16 protein-coding genes are annotated in these 18,376 nt (G+C 72.2%); all 16 read left to right on the forward strand.

The window, feature by feature from the left end:
- Window positions 1–39: 39 nt before the first annotated feature.
- Complete coding sequence (locus ACFV9Q_RS00235) at window positions 40–489, forward strand: DUF4430 domain-containing protein (RefSeq protein ID WP_377232610.1); 450 nt, start codon at window positions 40–42, stop codon at window positions 487–489.
- Complete coding sequence (locus ACFV9Q_RS00240; RefSeq protein ID WP_377232611.1) at window positions 468–1,112, forward strand: DUF6580 family putative transport protein; 645 nt, start codon at window positions 468–470, stop codon at window positions 1,110–1,112. Before ACFV9Q_RS00235 ends, ACFV9Q_RS00240 begins: the two co-directional genes overlap by 22 nt.
- A gap of 374 nt (window positions 1,113–1,486) precedes the next feature.
- On the forward strand, window positions 1,487–2,914 hold the full coding sequence (locus ACFV9Q_RS00245) for a lipase family protein (RefSeq protein WP_377232612.1): 1,428 nt from the start codon (window positions 1,487–1,489) through the stop codon (window positions 2,912–2,914).
- 225 nt (window positions 2,915–3,139) lie between these two features.
- A complete protein-coding gene (locus ACFV9Q_RS00250) occupies window positions 3,140–3,436 on the forward strand; it encodes a WXG100 family type VII secretion target (protein ID WP_182617607.1) in 297 nt (98 codons plus the stop codon).
- 4 nt (window positions 3,437–3,440) lie between these two features.
- Complete coding sequence (locus ACFV9Q_RS00255; protein ID WP_377229172.1) at window positions 3,441–3,722, forward strand: hypothetical protein; 282 nt, start codon at window positions 3,441–3,443, stop codon at window positions 3,720–3,722.
- A 42-nt stretch (window positions 3,723–3,764) separates the two neighbouring features.
- Entirely contained in the window at window positions 3,765–5,213 is a 1,449-nt protein-coding gene (locus ACFV9Q_RS00260) for a hypothetical protein (RefSeq protein WP_377232613.1), read from the forward strand.
- Window positions 5,210–5,896: a hypothetical protein gene (locus tag ACFV9Q_RS00265; RefSeq protein WP_377232614.1), complete on the forward strand. Its 687-nt coding sequence runs from the start codon at window positions 5,210–5,212 to the stop codon at window positions 5,894–5,896. Before ACFV9Q_RS00260 ends, ACFV9Q_RS00265 begins: the two co-directional genes overlap by 4 nt.
- Window positions 5,893–6,654, forward strand: a complete 762-nt coding sequence (locus ACFV9Q_RS00270) for a hypothetical protein (protein WP_377232615.1) — start codon at window positions 5,893–5,895, stop codon at window positions 6,652–6,654. Before ACFV9Q_RS00265 ends, ACFV9Q_RS00270 begins: the two co-directional genes overlap by 4 nt.
- An 85-nt stretch (window positions 6,655–6,739) precedes the next feature.
- On the forward strand, window positions 6,740–7,036 hold the full coding sequence (locus ACFV9Q_RS00275) for a WXG100 family type VII secretion target (protein ID WP_377232616.1): 297 nt from the start codon (window positions 6,740–6,742) through the stop codon (window positions 7,034–7,036).
- 7 nt (window positions 7,037–7,043) lie between these two features.
- A complete protein-coding gene (locus tag ACFV9Q_RS00280; RefSeq protein WP_377232617.1) occupies window positions 7,044–7,328 on the forward strand; it encodes a hypothetical protein in 285 nt (94 codons plus the stop codon).
- Between the two features lie 83 nt (window positions 7,329–7,411).
- Window positions 7,412–8,686 carry a hypothetical protein gene (locus tag ACFV9Q_RS00285; RefSeq protein WP_377232618.1) on the forward strand — a complete coding sequence of 425 codons (1,275 nt, stop codon included), beginning with the start codon at window positions 7,412–7,414 and terminating at the stop codon, window positions 8,684–8,686.
- 60 nt (window positions 8,687–8,746) lie between these two features.
- Complete coding sequence (locus ACFV9Q_RS00290) at window positions 8,747–9,391, forward strand: hypothetical protein (protein ID WP_377232619.1); 645 nt, start codon at window positions 8,747–8,749, stop codon at window positions 9,389–9,391.
- Between the two features lie 26 nt (window positions 9,392–9,417).
- Window positions 9,418–10,164: a hypothetical protein gene (locus ACFV9Q_RS00295; RefSeq protein ID WP_377232620.1), complete on the forward strand. Its 747-nt coding sequence runs from the start codon at window positions 9,418–9,420 to the stop codon at window positions 10,162–10,164.
- 137 nt (window positions 10,165–10,301) lie between these two features.
- Entirely contained in the window at window positions 10,302–12,017 is a 1,716-nt protein-coding gene (locus ACFV9Q_RS00300) for a LysM peptidoglycan-binding domain-containing protein (RefSeq protein WP_377232621.1), read from the forward strand.
- Complete coding sequence (locus ACFV9Q_RS00305; RefSeq protein WP_377232622.1) at window positions 12,010–13,845, forward strand: discoidin domain-containing protein; 1,836 nt, start codon at window positions 12,010–12,012, stop codon at window positions 13,843–13,845. Before ACFV9Q_RS00300 ends, ACFV9Q_RS00305 begins: the two co-directional genes overlap by 8 nt.
- A gap of 1 nt (window position 13,846) precedes the next feature.
- Window positions 13,847–18,277, forward strand: coding sequence for an FtsK/SpoIIIE domain-containing protein (locus tag ACFV9Q_RS00310; RefSeq protein ID WP_377232623.1), 4,431 nt, complete (start codon window positions 13,847–13,849; stop codon window positions 18,275–18,277).
- The last annotated feature ends 99 nt before the right edge of the window (window positions 18,278–18,376 follow it).

Consider the following 18,376-nt stretch of genomic DNA (forward strand, 5'->3'; position numbering starts at 1 on the left):
GCGGCGCCGTCGTGTGCACGCCGACCTAGACTGGCCGGCGTGAACACGACCTTCCGCCATCCCCTCCGGACCGTCGCCTCCGCGGCGGCCGCCCTGCTCGTCGCCGGCCTGCTCGGGGCCTGCGCCGGTACGACGGCGGAGCCGGAGCCGATGGTCTCGGCCACGCTGGGCCAGCAGTCGGCCGCCGGGGCGGCGCCGTCCGCCGAGGCGTCGCTGTCGACCGATGCGTCGGGCGAGGTCGAGGGCCTGACCTACGGCGGCCGGACCGGTGCCACCGCCCTGGAGCTGCTGCTGGAGGCGGACCCGTCGGCCGAGGTCACGGGGGAGGGCGCCAACGCGTTCGTCACCGCTATCGGCGGCCGGGTCGCCGACGACTCGAAGAGCGAGTTCTGGTCGCTCACCGTGGACGGTGAGCTCGCGCAGGTCGGCGCCGGGGCGCTGGAGACCGAGGACGGTCAGGAGATCACGTGGACCCTCGAGACGTACTGATGCCGGCGTCGGACGGGCGCGACCAACCGGGCCATGATGCGGCGCGTCGTGACCTGACCTTCCAGGAGCTGGCCCACCGCTGGTGGCGGCCCGCCATCGTGGTGCTCGTGCTGGCCGCCGCGGTGGTGTGGCGGCTCGTCGCGCCGGGGCTCGGCGCACCCCCGAACCTGGAGATCGCCACCGCGGCGACCTTCCTCGCCGTGCTCCTGCTGCGCAACCGCTGGGCGGCCGTGGTGCCGTTCGCCGTGGTCGCGGTGAGCGACGCGGTGCTCGGCAACACGCAGATCATGTGGTTCACCTGGTCGGCGTGGGCCGTGGTGGGTGTCGGCGCGATCCTCGCGCGGCACCTGCGCGGACCCGGCCGGTACGCGGCCGCACTCGGGGTGGGCGTGGGCGGTTCGCTGTGGTTCTTCGCGTGGACCAACTTCGGCGTCTGGCTGCTGGACGGGATGTACCCGTCGACCCTGGACGGGCTGCTGGCGAGCTATGTGGCGGGGCTGCCGTTCCTGCGCACCATGCTGCTCGGCAACCTGGTGCTGGTGCCGTTCGCCGCACTGCTCGCCGGCCTGGTGGAGCGCGCCGAGACGGCCGCGTCGCCGGCCGCTGCGGTCGCCAAGGGCTGAGCCGCGCCTGCGGCTGAGCTCGGCTGATTGCCGTGCAGCTGTTCCCGACTTCGGTCGGTTGCACCGAGATCGGTCGGTTGCATCGAGATCGGTCCATCGAGCGACCGATCTCGGTGCAACCGACCGATCTCAGTTATCCGGGGCTGGAGGCCGGCCAGCCGTGCCAGCCGTGCCAGCCGTGCCAGCCGTGCCCGGCGTGCCAGCCGTGCCGGGTGTGCCAGCCCTTGATCGCAGTGCTGGGCTCCGGCGGGGAAGCGGACACTTTTGTCCGGCTGCTGTTGTCTGCGCGCTATTGCGGTTAGAGTCAGTAGCGGCCCGCTCGCGGGTGCGGGCGCTCAATGCCGAGCGTCCGAGGACCTCACCGAGGAGATCCGATGCCGCTCGTCAACCGTTCGAACGCTTCCCACGCCTCGTCCGCCGTCCCGGAGGCCGTACCCGACGCCGTCCGCGAGAGGGGTCGCAGGGCTGTTTCCCCGGCAGTCCGGCGCCGAGTTCCGCTGCGCTGGACCGCCGTCGTCGCGGCCCTGACCGTGCTGGCCCTGCCCGCGGTCGCCGTCCCGGCCGCGGCGACGTCCGACCCGTCCGGCCCGTCCGGCGCTGCGTCCGCGTCGTCCGGCCCGTCCGATCAGGCAGACTCGGCGACCGGCCCTGTGTCCAGCCCTGCCTCTGACCCGGCGTCCACCCCTGCGTCCGACGTGCCCGACGTCCCCGTCGTGCCGAACCAGGCCGTCCCGCTCGACGACTTCTACACCCCGCCGACGCCCCTGCCCGACGGCGCGAACGGCGAGGTGGTGCGGTGGCGCGAGGAGCCGCGGCAGCTCAGCGCCCGCAACTACCTGGTGATGTACCACTCGACGAACGCCACCGGCCAGGACATCCCCGTGACCGGCCGGGTGCTGGTGCCGACCACGCCCTGGCGGGGCGAGGGGCCGCGGCCGATCGTGTCCGTGGCGAGCGGGACGCGCGGCGTCGGCGACACGTGCGCGCCGTCGCGGTGGCTCGACTACGAGCGGCCGTTCATCGAGCCGATGCTGCTGGCGGGCTGGGCGGTCGTGGTGACCGACTACGAGGGGCTCGGCACGCCGGGCGGGCACACCTACGTCGTCGGGCAGTCGGAGGGGCGCACCGTCATCGACATCGTGCGCGCCGCGACGAACCTGCCGGCCACCGGGCTGCAGGCCGGGGGCAAGGTCGCGTTCTCCGGGTACTCGCAGGGCGGCGGGGGAGCGATGTGGGCGGGCGAGCTGCAGCCGGAGTACGCGCCGGAGCTCGACCTGGTCGGCGTCGCGGCGGGCGGCGTGCCCGCCGACCTCAGCGAGGTCGCCGACGGCCTCGACGGGAAGGTCGGCTTCGGGTTCCTCCTGTTCGCGGCCTACGGGCTCGACGCCGCCTACCCCGAGCTCGATCTCGGGTCCTACCTCAACGAGCGGGGCCGCGAGACGTACGAGCGCGAGAAGGACGCCTGCGTCGAGGCGACGATCGCCCACGCGTTCCAGAACATCGGGATGTTCACCTCGTCCAACCCGCTCAAGTCGCCGCAGTGGCAGGCTCGGCTCGACGAGAACCGGCTCGGGGCCAACCCGCCCGACGTCCCGATCCGCCTCTTCCACGGGACGCACGACGAGATCGTCGCGCCGGGCCAGGCCAGGGCGCTGCGGGACGAGTACTGCGCCGCCGGCGCGGAGGTCCAGTGGGAGTGGCACCTCGGCGAGCACGTCTCGACGATGGTGACCGGGGCGCCCGGCGTCATCACGTTCCTCGACCGGCGCTTCAAGGACCGGCCGTTCCTCGCCCACTGCTGAGCGCACTGCCGGGCGCACTGCTGAAGTCCATGCAAAAGCGCAGGTAGAGGCCACTTTTCGCGCGACCGACGACGGGTCCGGGGTGATCCCCGGGCCCGTCGTCGCCATGCCGTGTGCCGTTCCCCGGCTGTTCACTCTCGCGTCGCCGTCCGGTTAGTCCGGTTGATGACGATTACCGCGTACGTGAGTCCGTCCGAGAACGACCAACGCACGAGGGGTTCTGCCATGGCCAACATCAATGTGACCTTCCAGCAGATGGAAGACGCTTCCCAGCGCATGAAGCAGGAGGCGGACGACATGCAGGCGAAGCTGGACCAGCTGCGCACCATGGTCGACAACCTGGTGCAGGACGGCTATGTCACGGACAAGTCCTCCAAGCGGTTCGACGAGTCCTACAAGGAGCTCGACAAGGGTGGCAAGCAGGTCATGGAGGGTCTGACCGGCATCGGCGAGTACCTGAAGCAGGCCGCCGAGGCGCTCCGCAAGACCGACGAAGAGCTCGCGAACGCCCTGAACAAGTAGTCCCGTGGCCGACCTCGTAGTCACGTCGGTCGCCGTCGACGAGGCCGCCGAGCAGCTGGCGGCGATCATCGACGAGTTCAAGAACATGGGAAAGCTGTGGGAGGACGGCACCGTCTGGGGCCACGACACGGTCAAGAAGGCCATGGACGACTTCGTCGAGGACTGGTGGGTCAAGCGGGAGAAGCTGACCACCAACCTCTCTGACCTGCAGAAGAAGATGGCGCAGGCCGCGGAGCAGTGGAACAACCTGGAGATCGAGCTCGCGGCGTCGTTCGACGAGCAGTAGTCCCACGAGCAGCAGTTCACGAGCAGCAGGAGGACGACGAGGATGGGCGACACCCGGGCCGGGGAATGGCATCTGCTCGACTACGACTCCGACCCCGTCCCGGCCGACGTGGCCGGGTTGGACCCGGTGATCAAGCACTACGAGGACATCGCGCTGGCGATGTCGACGCAGGCCAAGCTGCTCAAGAAGATCGGCGACGGCGACGAGACCCTGCTCAAGGGCAAGGCCGCCGACGCCATGCGCAAGCGCTCCCGGGAGAGCGCCGACGCGCTGAACAAGGCGTCCGGCCGGTACGACGACATCCGGGACGCGCTGCGTACCTTCCGCCCGGAGCTGGAGTACGCACGCTCGGAGACGGGCCTGGCACTGACGGCGGCCCAGGACGCGGCCGCCGCCCAGAAGGGTGCCGAGGGCCTGCCCGACCCGGTGAACGCCGACCGGCCGGACGACGCCCCGCCGCTGACCGACAAGGAGAAGCAGGAGTCCGAGAGCCGCAGCGGCAAGATCAACGAGGCCAAGGGTGACCTGGAGGCGGCAAAGGCCAAGGCACGCGCGGCCATGGTCAAGTTCGACGCCGCGGCAACCGCCGCCGCGAACAAGATCCGGGAGAACTGGGGCGACGACGGCCTGCACCACAGCGGCTGGGAAGCGTTCCTGCACAAGCTGAACAAGTTCCTCAAGAAGCTGGTCGAGATCCTGATGTACATCGGGATGGCGCTGGCGATCCTCAGCATCCTCATCCCGGGCCTCGGCATGCTCACGCTGCTGAGCGTGATCGCGACCGTGGTCTCTGTCGCCGCGAGCTTCATCCTGGCGGTGCAGGGCGAGGGCAGCTGGCTGAGCGTCATCATCGGCATCCTCAGCCTCGGCCTGATCGGCGTCGCGGCCAAGATGGCCGGCTCGCTCAAGACCATCCAGGCCGCGCAGCTCGGCTCCAAGGTGAAGTTCACGCCGGGGGCGATCAAGGAGCTCAACAGCCTCGCGAGCCGGTTGGCCATCTACTCCAAGAACCCGATGCGCCCGTTCGACCGGTTCATGACCGGCAAGCTCGGCGCCGCGATCAAGCCGTTCACGAACTGGGGCAAGTTCATCCAGACCACTCGCGTGTCACCCGGCTGGTGGCAGATCGGCAAGCCGAACGCGTGGGTCAAGGGCGACTTCAGCAAGTTCGGCGCGTGGTTCAAGAACGACTCGAGCCGGTTCCTGGCTGCCGTCAAGGGCGGCCCGTGGCGCTGGGACCGGCTGATCGGCATCAGCGACATCAAGGACGTGCAGAAGATCAACGCGGCCCTCGGCCAGCTCGGGATCACCGGGTTCGCGATCAAGCCGTGGATGTACATCGGCCCCATCTCCTACACGTTCGGGTGGTCCATGCGGCCGTTCAGCCTGATCAACCCGTCGAACTTCAACCCGACCGACCCGCGCTGGAGCCTCGACGGCTGGCGCGACGCCGACTACAGCGGCCTCTACTCGGAGCAGACGGGCCTGTGACGACACCGGAGACGAGCACCTCCAGCACGTCCAGCGGCCCGGCGTCGTCCTGGGAGTGGCGGCTGGACCTGCCCGACGGCTGGCTCGAGGTTCCCGGCGGCATCGCCGGGGCGGCCGAGGACCTCGCCGCCTGGGAGCGCGGGGCGACGGCGGTCGTGCGGGAGTCGCTCGAGCCCGAACCTGACGAGTCCGGCACGCCGGTCGAGCTGGACGACGACGCACGCGCCCAGCTCGACCAGCTGGCCGCCGTCTCGGTGGCGAACCTCCGGGAGTTCGCCGACGGCATGGCGCCCGGCGACCACCGCGTCGTGGCGGCCCTCGGGGTGCTGGGGCGCGGCCCGGTGCCGGTGCTCGTCGCCGTCGGGATCAGCGACCCGGCGACGCCCGACGACGACCTCATGGCCGCGCTGGGCGCGACGGGCGGCTACCCCGCGGCGCCGCCCGCCGTCGAGTACCCCGACATGCCCGACGGCGACGGGGTGCGCGTGATCCGCCTCGACATCGGCGAGGAGTCCGGCGGCGCCTGGATGAGCGTGGGACTGGGGCGGCGCACCGAGCACCCGGACGCCGTGGTGGACACGGTGCTGGTCTGGCGCACCCAGGACCTCGTGCTCGGCGCGGCGATGGTGGAGCTGCTCGACCAGCTCATGCCCGCCGTGCGGATCGACCGGGCCGAGTCGTGACGGGGCAGGCGACAGGACCGACCGCGGGGCCCACCGCTGGGCCGACCGACACCTGGGCCTTCCTCCTGCCCCCGGGATGGGCGCGGTTCCCGCTCGGCGAGGGGCGCGGCAAGGAGCGCGACGCCGCCGTCGACGAGGTGGTCGCCCGCGCGCTGCCGGAGGACCGGGCGCTCGGCGGCGGTCCGCAGGACACCGGCGTCGCGGCGCACCGGGAGCTGCTCCGGGCCGCGCTCCGCGTGGCGCTCGCCGGCACGAGCACCAGCACGAGCACCGGCACCGGCGCCGACACCGGCGCCGACACCGACACCAGCACCGGCGCCGTGTACCTCCCGACCGCCCCGATCGCAGGCATCGCCGTCCCGGCGTCGATCACCGAGACCGAGCTCTTCGGCGAGGTGGGGCGCAGCCCTGCCGAGCTGGCGGAGCGTGTGCTGGGCCGGACCCACGACACGTGCGAGGTGGTTGACCTGGACGGACGTCCGGGTGCGCGGGTGGTGCGGACCGGGCACGATGTGCACCGAGAGGGCGGTCGGCCGGCACGCTCGACGCGTGAGGTGACCTATGTCGTCTCCCGGGACGAGGCGGCGGGCGACTGGCTGGTGCTGTCCTTCGGCACCAGCTGGAGCAGCCGGGACACCGAGCGGCTGGCCGAGACACTGGTCGAGTTCTTCGACGCCGTCATGGCCACGTTCCGCTGGACCGGACCCGGTTCGAACCCCGTGCACCTGCCCGAACGGAGGGTCCCCGGATCCGCGTAAGGGATTACCCGAAGATTCACCCCAGGGGTGTCCGGTTCATGTACGATCGCCCTGTTTTCCACGAGGCAACCCGAGAGGACCGATCATGGCCAACATCAATGTGACCTTCCAGCAGATGGAGGACGCTTCCCAGCGCATGAAGCAGGAGGCGGACGACATGCAGGCGAAGCTGGACCAGCTGCGCACCATGGTCGAGAACCTGGTGCAGGACGGTTACGTGACGGACAAGTCCTCCAAGCGGTTCGACGAGTCCTACAAGGAGCTCGACAAGGGTGGCAAGCAGGTCATGGAGGGTCTGACGGGCATCGGCGAGTACCTGAAGCAGGCCGCCGAGGCGCTCCGCAAGACCGACGAGGAACTCGCCAACGCGCTGAACAAGTAGTCGTCGGATGGCCGACCTCGTCGTTACCTCGATCGCCGTCGACGAAGCTGCCGAGCAGCTGAAGTCGGTGCTCCACGAGCTCGAGAACATGAAAGAGCTCTGGGACGACGGCGACCTCTGGGGTCACAGGACGGTGAAGAACGCCATGGGCGACTTCGTCGACAGCTGGTGGGTCAAGCGGGAGAAGCTCCAGGAAAACCTCAAGGACCTCCAGGACAAGATGGAGAAGGCCGCCGAGACCTGGAACGACACCGAGATCGAGCTGGAGAAGTCGCTCACGCCCGAGAGCTGAGCCGACGGACCCGAGGCTCGAAAGACCCGAAGACCTGGTCGCCGCCGGACGGCGCGACCAGGCCCAAACTATGAGGAGGCCGGATGAGCGCCGCCCGCGTGGGTGAGTGGCATCTGCTGGACTACGACGACGACCCTGTTCCGGCCGAGGCGTCCGGTCTGGATGCGGTGATCAAGCACTACAAAGACATCGCCGAGATGATGACCACGCAGGCGGCGCTCCTCAAGAAGATCGGCGACGGCGACGAGACCCTGCTCAAGGGCGAGGCGGCCGACGCCATGCGGGGACGCGCCGGGGAGAGCCACGAGCACCTCGCCGCCGCCGCGGGTCGGTACGACGACGTCCGCGCGGCCCTGGAGGGCTACCGCCCCGAGCTGGAGAGCGCGCGCTCGGAGACGGGCAAGGCCCTGGCGAAGGCCGAGGACGCAGCCGCGGCCCAGAAGGGCGCCGAGGGCATGCCGGACCCGGTGAACGCGGACCGGCCGGACGACGCGCCGCCGCTCACCGAGCAGCAGAAGCAGGAGTCCCAGAACCGCGCGAACAAGATCGAGGGCGCGAAGGGCGAGCTGGCGGCGGCCAAGGCCATCGCCGTCGCCGCGATGTCGGCCCTCGACTCGGCCGCCGAGCGGGCAGCCGCCAAGATCAAGGAGAACTGGGGCGACGACGGGCTCAAGCACAGCGGCTGGGAAGCCTTCGTGCACGGGTTCAACAAGTTCCTCAAGGGGCTGGTCGAGATCCTCGGCTACATCGGCATGGCGCTCGCGGTGCTCGCGATCCTCCTGCCCGGGGTGGGGGCGCTGGCGCTGGCCGGCCTGATCGTCGGCGTCGTGAGCCTGGTCGCCTCGATCGTGCTCGCGGCCCAGGGCGAGGCGAGCTGGATGGGCGTCATCCTCGGTGTCATCGGTGTCGCGGCGGCCGGCGTCGGCATGGTGGTCGCGAAGTCGATCACGGCGTCGGTGAAGGCGGCGCAGGGTGCGGTGCTCGCCGGCAAGGGCGGCTCGACCACCTTCATCGGCACCCTGGGCGGTTTCATCATCAAGCCCCTGGCGATCCAGAAGATCTCGATCATGATCTCGACCAAGCTGCCCGGCTGGGCCTCGATCGTCGCCCCCATCAAGTCCTGGTCGCTGAGCGGCGCGCTCGGCCTCGGCGGGCTCAAGGAGCTCAGCCTGCTCGGTCTCTGGGGCGCGAACTTCACGATCAAGCCGTGGATCTACGTCGCCGGCCCGGGCGCCATGCTGTCGGGTCTCATCAGCGGTCTCTGGGGTGCCGTGCCGCCCACGAGCTTCCCCGGCGAGGACCACCGCGGGGACTGGACCGGAGAGACCGACTACGAGTACAACCACCTCACCACCTGACCCAGGAGCCGATTCAGTGATTGCGACTTCGCCGTGTGCGACGAGACGTAGGGGGCCGGCATGAGCGGCGTCGCCGTCCAGGACTGGACCTGGACCATCGAGCCGCCGGCCGGCTGGCTGGTCGTGCCCTCCACGGTGACCGAGCCCGCCGAGACGGTCGGCGCGTGGCAGGGAGAGGCCGTCGAGCTCCTGCTCACGTCGTTCCTCCCGGAGGAGGCGGACGGCGGGACGGCGCAGCCCGAACACGTGGAGCTCGTGCGTGGTTCGTTGACGCAGACGGTCGCGAGCCTGGTGGCGTTCGCCGACGAGGCGGCGACCGAGGGCGCCCGCGCGATCGCGGGCCTCGGCCTGCTGGACCGCGGCCCCGTCCCGGTGCTCGTCACCGTCGGCATGATGGACCCGGACGAGTCGGACGACGCGCTGATGACCGTGCTCGGCGCGACCGGCGGCAACCCGGTGAACCCGCCGAGCATCGAGTACCCCGAGCTGCCCGACGGCGACGGCATCCAGGTCACCCGCGTGGACATCGACGAGGCGGGCGGTGCCTGGGTGACGGTCGCCGTCGGCCGGCGCACCGAGCACCCGGAGGCCGTGGTGGACACGGCCCTGATCTGGCGCAGCCAGGACCTCGTGCTCGTCCCCACGATCCTGGAGACGCTCGTCGGCCTGCTGCCGGCCGTGCAGATCATCCGGAGCGAACCGTGAGCGAGAGTCCCGTGAACGAAAATCCTGTGAGCCAGAACCCCGCGAGCCAGAGCCCCGCGAGCCAGAGCCCCGCGAGCCAGAACCCCGCGAGCGAGTCCCCGGGGACCGGGCAGTCGGGCGGCAAGCCGACCGACGCCTGGGTGATGCTCCTGCCGCCCGGCTGGGCCCGGTTCCCGACGGGTGAGGGCCGCCAGCGCGAGCTGGACGAGGCCGTCGAGCAGGTCGTCGCCCGGTCCCTGCCGGACTCCCTGCCCCGCGACAAGGCCGAGCCGTTCCGGCGCATGCTGCGCGAGGAGCTGCACAAGACGCTCGGCCAGGCGCGCGACGCCGGCACCGGCGCGGTCTACCTGCCGACCGAGCCCATGGAGGGCGTGATCGTCCCGGGCTCGATCGCGGAGATCGAGGTGGTCAGCGACGTCGGCACCGACCCGACCCGGATCGTCACCAGCATCCTGAGCGACGGGTACGAGCAGAGCGAGCTGGTCGAGATCGACGGACGCCCCGGCGTCCGCGTGGTGCACACCGAGCACGGCGTCAAGAACGAGGACCTGGAGCTGTCGACCCGGCAGGTGCTGTACGCGGTCTCCCGGGACGAGGCCGACGGCGAGTGGCTCGTGCTGTCGTTCACCACGATCTGGAACAGCGAGAACACGGAGCGGCTGGCCGAGGCCATGGTGCTCTTCTTCGACGCGGTGATGACGACGTTCCGCTGGGCCGGCCCCGGCACGAACCCCCTCAAGCTGCCGGAGCGCAGCGTTCCCGGCTCGGCCTGAGCGACCTTCCTGAGCGATCCTCCTGAGCGACCCGGGCCTGAACACCCGGCGCACCACCCGGGCCTGAACCACCCGGCGCACCACCCCTGACTGACGCGGCTCACCTGGAGCGCGACACATCTGAAGACGGAGCAACTGTGCAGCACGCACCCCGCATCGCCGCCGCTCTCGCAGCGGCGGCCCTGTTCACGACAGCCGTCACGGTTCCTCTCGCGGCCGCCGCACAGGCGGCCACCACGGGTCCCGTTCTCGTGGGCGCCGCCCCTACCGCGGTCCACGCCGGCCCTGCCGCGCACCACCCCGCCACGAACCATCCCGCCACGAACCATCCCGCCACAGGCACGAAGGACGGCGAGAAGGTCAAGTACTACGTGGTGCCGGCCAAGCCCGAGGGCGAGCAGGAGTTCCTGTTCGACATCGCCCAGCGCCTCCTCGGCGACGGCAACCGGTACAAGGAGATCTTCGAGCTGAACAAGGGCCGCACGCAGCCCGACGGCGACGCCCTGGTCGACGAGACCGTCCTGCTGCCGGGCTGGGTCCTGCAGCTGCCCGACGACGCCGCGGGGGAGGGCGTCGAGACCGGCGTGCTGCCCACGGGGCCCGCGGACGGCGCCGGCGAGCCGAGCGCCTCGCCCGAGGCGTCGGTCGCGCCGTCGGTCCCGTACTACGTGATCGGGGAGACGCCCGAGGGCGAGCCCGAGTACCTCTACCTGATCGCCGAGCGGTTCCTGGGCGACGGCGAGCGGAACACGGAGATCTTCGAGCTGAACAAGGGCCGCACGCAGCCCGACGGCGGCAAGCTCACCGACCCGGCGGTCGTGACGGTGGGCTGGGTGCTCCAGATGCCGGAGGACGCCAAGGGTGAGGGCCTGCAGAACGGCCCGCTCCCCGGCCCGAGCGCGGCGCCCGAGGCGAACGCCCCGAGCGAGGCGACGGACCCGGCCGGCGCTGACGGCGCGGGCGGCGCGGACGAGCAGTCCACCGGCGGGTCCGGGCTCGAGCCCGTCCTGATCGGCGTCGGCCTCGCCGTGGTCGCGGCGGCCCTCGTGCTCCTCGTGGTCTACGCGGTGCGCCGTTCGCGCTCCGGCCGCGCGCAGCCCTTCGACGACAGCCTGCTGCGCACCGACACGTCGGCGTCGTGGATGGTGGACCGCGCCCTGCGCGTGCTGCTCGCGTCGTGCGAGCGCGACGGCGTCGAGGTGCCGGGCATCACCGGCGTCTTCATCGAGGGCGGCGCGATGCGGCTGCGGCTGGCCGGCCCGGTCTCCCCGGCGCCCGAGCCGTGGGTGGCGAACGAGGACGGCCAGAGCTGGTCGGCGCCCCTGGCCCGGCTGCAGGCGGCGCCCGCCAGCGAGGCCTCGACCGCGCGGTTCTCTCGCCTGGTCACGATCGGCGTGGCCGAGACCGGCCGGGTGCTGGTCGACTTCGCCCGCGCCCGCGGCGTCATCAGCCTGGACGGATCCACCCGCGCGCGGCACGAGGTGCTGCGCCGCTGGCTGGGTGAGCTGACGGGCAACCCGTGGTCGAACGACCCCCGTGTGGTCATGGTCGGCAACGGCCTGCCGCAGCCGGAGCAGGTGGAGCACCTGGCGGCGATCGAGCAGGTGATTCCGGAGCTCGACGCCACCGCCGGCGGCGTGCTCGTGCTGTCGCAGGCGCCGTCGGTGGCGCAGCAGGACCTGCTGGCCGCCCGGTTCGCCGACCCGCGCTTCGCCTGGGTGGTCATCGTGCTCGGCGAGTCGACGTCGGCGAAGTGGCGGATCACCGCCGGCGACGACGGCTGGCTGCGCAGCGGCTTCCTGCCCGACGTCCGCTACACGGAGCAGACGGCGGTGCGTCGGGCCGGTGAGTGAACGACTGACAAGGGTCGCGCGCCTCTGCCTGGCGACGACCCTGGTGACAGCGCTGCTCGTCGCGCTCGTCGGCACCGTCCTCCCGGGGGTCACCCCGGCGCGGGCGGCGGAGGACCCGGTGCTGCTCTCGCAGGGCAGGCCGGCCCTGTCGTCGTCGCTCGAGAACAACGAGCACCTCGCGAGCAACGCCGTGGACGGCAACCCGAACACCCGGTGGTCGAGCTCCTTCAGCGACCCCCAGTGGATCCGGATCGACCTGGGGCGACGCACGGTCGTGCACCGCGTCGAGATCGACTGGGAGGTCTCGTACTCCACCAGCTACCGGATCGAGCTGTCCGACGACGGCGAGATCTGGGAGACGCACTGGTCCGGTGCGGGCGACGGCGGCACCGACGTGCTCGACATCCTCGGGGAGGGCCGCTACCTGCGGATGTACTCCGACTCGCGGGTGAGCGAGGCGGGCAACTCCATCTGGGAGCTGCGCGTCTTCGGTGACCCCCCTCCGAAGCCGTCGCCGTCGCCGTCCCCGAAGAAGCCGGACCCGAAGCCGAGCGTGACACAGCAGGTGGAGGCCACCCCGACGCCCACGCCGACGCCCGTCCCGAGCCGCAGCGGCCCGCCGGGCTCGGTGCTGTACTACGTGGTCCGGGCGACGCCCGACGACAACGTCGAGAAGCTCAACGACATCGCGGAGCGGTTCCTGGGCGACCGGGAGCGCTGGCCGGAGATCGCCGCGCTCACCGAGGGGCACCGGCAGCCCGACGGCGAGTACCTCACCGACCCGAGGACCCTGACGCCCGGCTGGGTGCTCCGGATGCCGAAGGACGCGGTGGGCGAGGGCCTGGAGTTCGGCCCCCTGCCGGGGTACGAGGGGCCGTCTCCCTCGCCGTCGGCCACGCCCTCGCTCGAGCCGACCCCGACCCCGGCGCCGACCGGCGACGTGGCCGGGGCCGCGGACGCGGGCTTCTCCGTGCCCGTCGTCCCGATCCTGCTGGTCGTCGGCGGGCTGGTGCTCCTCGGGCTCCTGGGGCTGGTGCCGTTCTGGCTGGTGCGCCGGCGCAAGCGGCACGAGCCGTTCGACGACAGCCTGCTGCGCACCGACACCTCGGCGGCCTGGACGGTCGACCGTGCGCTGCGGGTGCTGATGGCGGCCTGCGAGCGGGACGGCCTGGACGTACCGGGCACGACCGGAGTGTTCATCGAGGGCGGCTCGCTGCGGCTGCGGCTGACCAACCCGGCCTCGCCCGCCCCGGCCCCGTGGCAGGTGAGCGAGGACGGGCAGAGCTGGTCCGCGCCGCTGGCGAAGCTCCAGTCCGGGGCGGCGTCCGAGAGCCCGACCACCCGGTTCGCGCGGCTGGTCAACCTGGGCATGGGGGAGACGGGCCGGGTGCTCGTGGACTTCTCCGTGGCCCGCGGCGTGATCAGCCTGGACGGCCCCACCCGGGTGCGGCACGAGGTGCTGCGCCGGTGGCTGGGCGAGCTGACGGGCAACCCGTGGTCGAACGACCCGCGCGTGGTCATGGTGGGCAACGGCCTGCCGCGGCCCGAGCAGGTGGAGCACCTGGCGGGGATCGAGCAGGTGCTGCCCGAGCTGGAGGTGGGCGACGGCGGCGTGCTGGTCCTGTCGCAGGCGCCGTCCGCGGCGCAGCAGGACCTGCTCGCGGCCCGGTTCGCGAGCCCGGAGTTCACCTGGGTGGTGATCGTCCTCGGCCAGGCCCCGTCCGCGAAGTGGCGCTTTACCGCGGGCGACGACGGCTGGCTGCGCAGCGGGTTCCTGCCCGACGTGCGCTTCGACGAGCAGACCGCCGTGCGGCGGGGAGGCGAATGACATGCACGCTCTGATCACCGTGCGCCACGGCGCGCGCGAGACGCTCCTGTCCCTGGACCTGGACGAGCGCACCAAGGCGGCCGACCTGGCCGAACGGCTGGCGGCCGAGGTGGGCGCGCCCCGGGGCAGCACCATGTACGTGGACGGCCGCGCCGTCCAGGGCTACGGGGTGCAGGACCGCTCCGTGCACGGCGCCGCCGTCGCGACCGGCCCGGACGCCGAGCTGCTCGTCGCCGACTCCGGCGTCCGGGACGGCGTCGTCGTCACGTTTGCCGAGCCGGGGCTGGGGAGCGCCGGCTCGGGCGGCCCCGTCGACCTGTGCGTCACGGGCGGCACCGGCACCGGCGCCGTCGTCCGCCTCGGGGTAGGCGAGTCCATCCTGCAGGTGGGCCCCGACGGCCGGGTCCGGGTCGACGAGCCGCGCGAGGGCGGGTTGGCCGCCGTCGCCGTCGTCGTGGGGCTGGACGGCGCCGTGCGGGTGCGCCGCGTGCCGGACCCGCGCTCGGTCGGCCGGCTGGTGCACCTGGACCGGTCCGAGGACCCGCTGGGCGAGGAGGACGCGCCGTGGCCCGCGGGCACGCAGCTGCGGATCGGCCCGAGCGTGCTGACGGTGCAGCCCGCGACGCGGCCCGACGCCGACCTGCGGCCCGCGAGCGAGCCGGGGCACCTGGACTACAACCGGCCGCCCCGTCTGCTGCCCCCGATGCCCGCCACGCACTTCCGGCTGCCGGCCGAGCCGTCGGCGCCCAGCCGCAACCCGCTGCCGTGGCTCGGCATGGCGATGCCCGCTGTGCTGGGCATCGTGATGGCGATCGTGCTGAAGCAGCCGTACTACCTGTTCTTCGCCCTGGCCTCGCCGCTGATGGGCTGGGGCAACTGGTGGATGTCCAAGCGCAACGGCGTGACCACGCACAAGGATCGGCTCAAGCAGCACGCCGAGGAGCGGGCCGCGCTGGAGGAGGAGGTGCTGGACGCGGTGCGGCGCGAGCAGCACCGGCGCCGGGTCTCCAGCCCGGGGGCCGCGGAGCTGCGCCTCATCGCCACCACGCCGACGCGCCGTCTGTGGGAGCGCCGCAGCACGGACGCCGACCACCTGACGGTCCGGCTGGGGCTCGCGGACGCCACCAGCCAGGTCGAGGTCGAGGACAGCGCCGAGCCGGAGCACCGCCGCAAGACCCGCGCGACCGTCCGGTCCGTGCCGGTCACCGTGTCGCTCAAGGAGGCCGGCGTGGTCGGCCTGGCGGGCCCGGGGGACTGGCCGCGCCGGCGCGCGCGGTGGATGGTGGGTCAGCTCGGGGTGCTGCAGAGCCCGCGCGACGTGCAGGTCTACGTGCTGACCAGCTCCGAGCACGTGCCGGAGTGGGCCTGGGCGGCCTGGCTGCCGCACGCCCGCCCGGCGTTCGGCCAGGAGGCCGTCGCCCTCATCGGCACGACGACGGACACGCTCGCCGCCCGCGTCGCCGAGGTGAACTCCCTGATCACGCAGCGCCGCGCCGCCATGGAGGGGGGTGGCGGCAAGGTCATGTCCGGCCCGCAGGTCGTCGTGGTGCTCGACGGCGCCCGCCGCCTGCGCGCCCTGCCCGGCGTCGTGTCCATCCTGCGCGACGGCCCCGGCGTCGGCGTGAGCGTCGTCTGCCTGGACGGCGACGAGCAGATGCTCCCGGAGGAGTGCACGGTCGTGGCGCTCGCCCGCGTGGACGGCGGCATGACGCTGCGCCGGCAGGACGCCGACGACCTGCGTACCATCCTGGTCGACGAGGTGAACGACGACTGGTACGAGCCGGTGGCCCGCGCCGTCGCCGCGGTGCACGACGTGACCGCCAGCGAGGGCGAGGGCCTGATCCCCGACTCGGCGCGTCTCGTGGAGGTGCTCGACATCGAGGAGGTCGACGCCGAGCAGATGGTGGCCCGGTGGCGGATGATCTCGAGCACCGGCAAGGGCAGCACGGCCGCCGTCGTCGGCGTCTCCCTGGACGGGCCGTTCGTGCTCGACATGGTGCGCGACGGGCCGCACGCCCTGGTGGGTGGCACGACCGGCTCCGGCAAGTCCGAGTTCCTGCAGACCGTCGTCGCCTCGCTCGCCGTGGTGAACACGCCGGAGACCATGAACTTCGTGCTGGTCGACTACAAGGGCGGCGCGGCGTTCAGCCAGTGCGAGCAGCTGCCGCACACCGTCGGCATGGTCACCGACCTCGACACCCACCTGGTGGAGCGCGCGCTCGACTCGCTGCGTGCCGAGCTCACCTTCCGGGAGCACGTGCTGGCCGCCGCGGGCGCGAAGGACCTGGAGGACTATCTCGACGCGCAGAGCCGCGGGTACGTCGGCCCCACGCTGCCGCGCCTGATGATCGTCATCGACGAGTTCGCCTCCATGGTGCGCGAGCTGCCGGACTTCGTCACCGGCCTCGTCAACATCGCCCAGCGGGGCCGCTCGCTCGGCATCCACCTCATCCTCGCGACGCAGCGCCCGTCCGGCGTCATCTCCCCGGAGATCCGGGCCAACACGAACCTGCGCATCGCGCTGCGGATGACGGACAAGAGCGAGTCCAAGGACGTCATCGACGCGAACGAGGCCGCGGAGATCGCCAAGTCGCAGCCCGGCCGCGCCTACGCCCGGCTCGGGCACTCGTCGCTGGTCCCGTTCCAGTCCGCCCGGGTGGGCGGGCGGCGCCTGTCGCTGTCCGACGTCGGGCAGGTCGAGGCGCCGTTCGTGGCGCGGATCTCCGTGACCGACCTCGGGGCCCCGGCGCCCGTCCGCCCCCGGGTCAAGCGGAGCGAGGACATCGAGACCGACCTCGCGGCGCTGGTCGAGACGCTGCGCGAGACGGCGCGCGTGGGCGGCTGGGACGACCCCCGGCGGCCGTGGCTGCCCGCGCTGCCGGACCTGCTGCCGTTCGACGACCTCGTGCAGTCCAGCGCGCCGTCGCAGTTCGCCTGGGCGCTGGAGGACTCGCCGTCCGACCAGCGGCAGGGTCCCGCCCAGATCGACCTGGACGAGTTCGGGCACCGCTACGTGGTGGGCGCGCCGGGCAGCGGCCGCTCGACGGTGCTGCGGACCAGCGCCTTCGCCGCGGCCAGCCAGATGTCGGTGGCCGACCTGCACCTGTACGCGATCGACTGCGGCAACGGTGCGCTGACGGTGCTCAACGAGCTGCCGCACACGGGCGCCGTCGTGCAGCGCGGGCAGGCGGAGCGGGCCAAGCGCCTGCTCACCCGTCTGCAGGCCGAGCTCGGGCGACGCCAGCAGGTGCTCGCGGCCGGCAACTTCGCCAGCGTGACCGAGCAGCGTGAGCTCGCCGAGCCGGGCACCAGCCTGCCGCGCGTGCTCGTGCTGATCGACCGGTGGGAGAGCTTCATGAGCACCTACGGCGAGGTCGACAACGGCAAGCTGGTCGAGATCGTCCAGGAGCTCCTGCGCGACGGCGCGAGCGCCGGCATCCACCTGCTGGTGTCCGGCGACCGCAGCCTGCTCTCCAGCCGGATGAGCGTGCTGACCGACGACGCGCTCGTGCTGCGGCTCACCGACAAGTTCGACTACGGGATGGTGGGCATCGACCACAAGAAGCTGCCCGAGGAGATCCAGCCGGGCCGCGCGTTCCGGTCGGGCAGCGGGCTCGAGGTGCAGGTGGCGATCCTCGGCGACGACCCGTCGGGCCGCGCCCAGACCAGCGCCGCGCGCCTCATGGCCGCCACGATCCGGGAGCGGGAGGACGTGGTGCCCGGCACCGGCCCGTTCCGCGTGGACGACCTGCCCTCCACGATCACGGTCGACGCCGCGTACCAGTACGTCGGTCCCGAGGCGGCGCAGCCCATGTGGGCGCTGCTCGGCGTCGGCGGCGACGACCTGACCGCGTTCGGCATGGACCTCGCCGGGGACGCGCCCGCGTTCCTGGTGGGCGGCCCGTCCAAGTCCGGGCGGTCCACGATGCTGGCCGTCATGACGGAGTCGCTGCTGCGCGGCGGTACCGAGGTGGTCATCCTGGCGCCGCGCCCGAGCGTCCTGCGTGACTTCGAGGGCCGCGAGGGTGTGCGCGCGGTCCTGACCGGCACGGAGCTCACCGAGGAGGAGCTGGCGCCGCACCTCGACCCGGACGGCGAGCCCGTGGTGCTCGTCGTGGACGACGGCGAGCTGGTCGCCGACGCGCCGGCGAAGACCTGGCTGCGCGCGTACCTGCGCACGGCCGCCGACAACCGGCGCGGCCTGATCCTCGGCGGCAACGCCTCCGAGGTGGCCAGCGGGTTCTCCGGCTGGCAGGTCGACGTCAAGAAGAGCCGGCGCGGCGCGCTGCTCAGCCCGCAGGACCGGTTCGACGGCGACCTCGTCGGGGCGAGCCTGCCGCGGTCGGCGGTCTCGACGCAGGTCACGCCGGGCAAGGCGCTGGTGCACCTGGGCTCGGGCGAACTGATGACGGTGCTGGTGCCGACGCTGTAGGGCTGTTGCTGCTGTAGGACTGTTGCTGCTGTAGGGGCTGTCGGGGGGGGGGGAGGGGGGGGTGGGGGGGGGGTGGGTGTGTTTTTTTTGGTGGGTGTT

This window comes from Promicromonospora sp. NPDC059942 (assembly GCF_042731755.1).
Taxonomy (GTDB): Bacteria; Actinomycetota; Actinomycetes; order Actinomycetales; family Cellulomonadaceae; genus Promicromonospora.

Excerpts from the sequence above, each read along its gene's own strand:
- ACFV9Q_RS00245 (WP_377232612.1), top strand. The coding sequence starts at position 1,487 with ATGCCGCTCGTCAACCGTTCGAACGCTTCCCACGCCTCGTCCGCCGTC.
- ACFV9Q_RS00250 (WP_182617607.1), top strand. The coding sequence starts at position 3,140 with ATGGCCAACATCAATGTGACCTTCCAGCAGATGGAAGACGCTTCCCAG.
- ACFV9Q_RS00260 (WP_377232613.1), top strand. The coding sequence starts at position 3,765 with ATGGGCGACACCCGGGCCGGGGAATGGCATCTGCTCGACTACGACTCC.
- ACFV9Q_RS00275 (WP_377232616.1), top strand. The coding sequence starts at position 6,740 with ATGGCCAACATCAATGTGACCTTCCAGCAGATGGAGGACGCTTCCCAG.
- ACFV9Q_RS00280 (WP_377232617.1), top strand. The coding sequence starts at position 7,044 with ATGGCCGACCTCGTCGTTACCTCGATCGCCGTCGACGAAGCTGCCGAG.
- ACFV9Q_RS00285 (WP_377232618.1), top strand. The coding sequence starts at position 7,412 with ATGAGCGCCGCCCGCGTGGGTGAGTGGCATCTGCTGGACTACGACGAC.
- ACFV9Q_RS00290 (WP_377232619.1), top strand. The coding sequence starts at position 8,747 with ATGAGCGGCGTCGCCGTCCAGGACTGGACCTGGACCATCGAGCCGCCG.
- ACFV9Q_RS00310 (WP_377232623.1), top strand. The coding sequence starts at position 13,847 with ATGCACGCTCTGATCACCGTGCGCCACGGCGCGCGCGAGACGCTCCTG.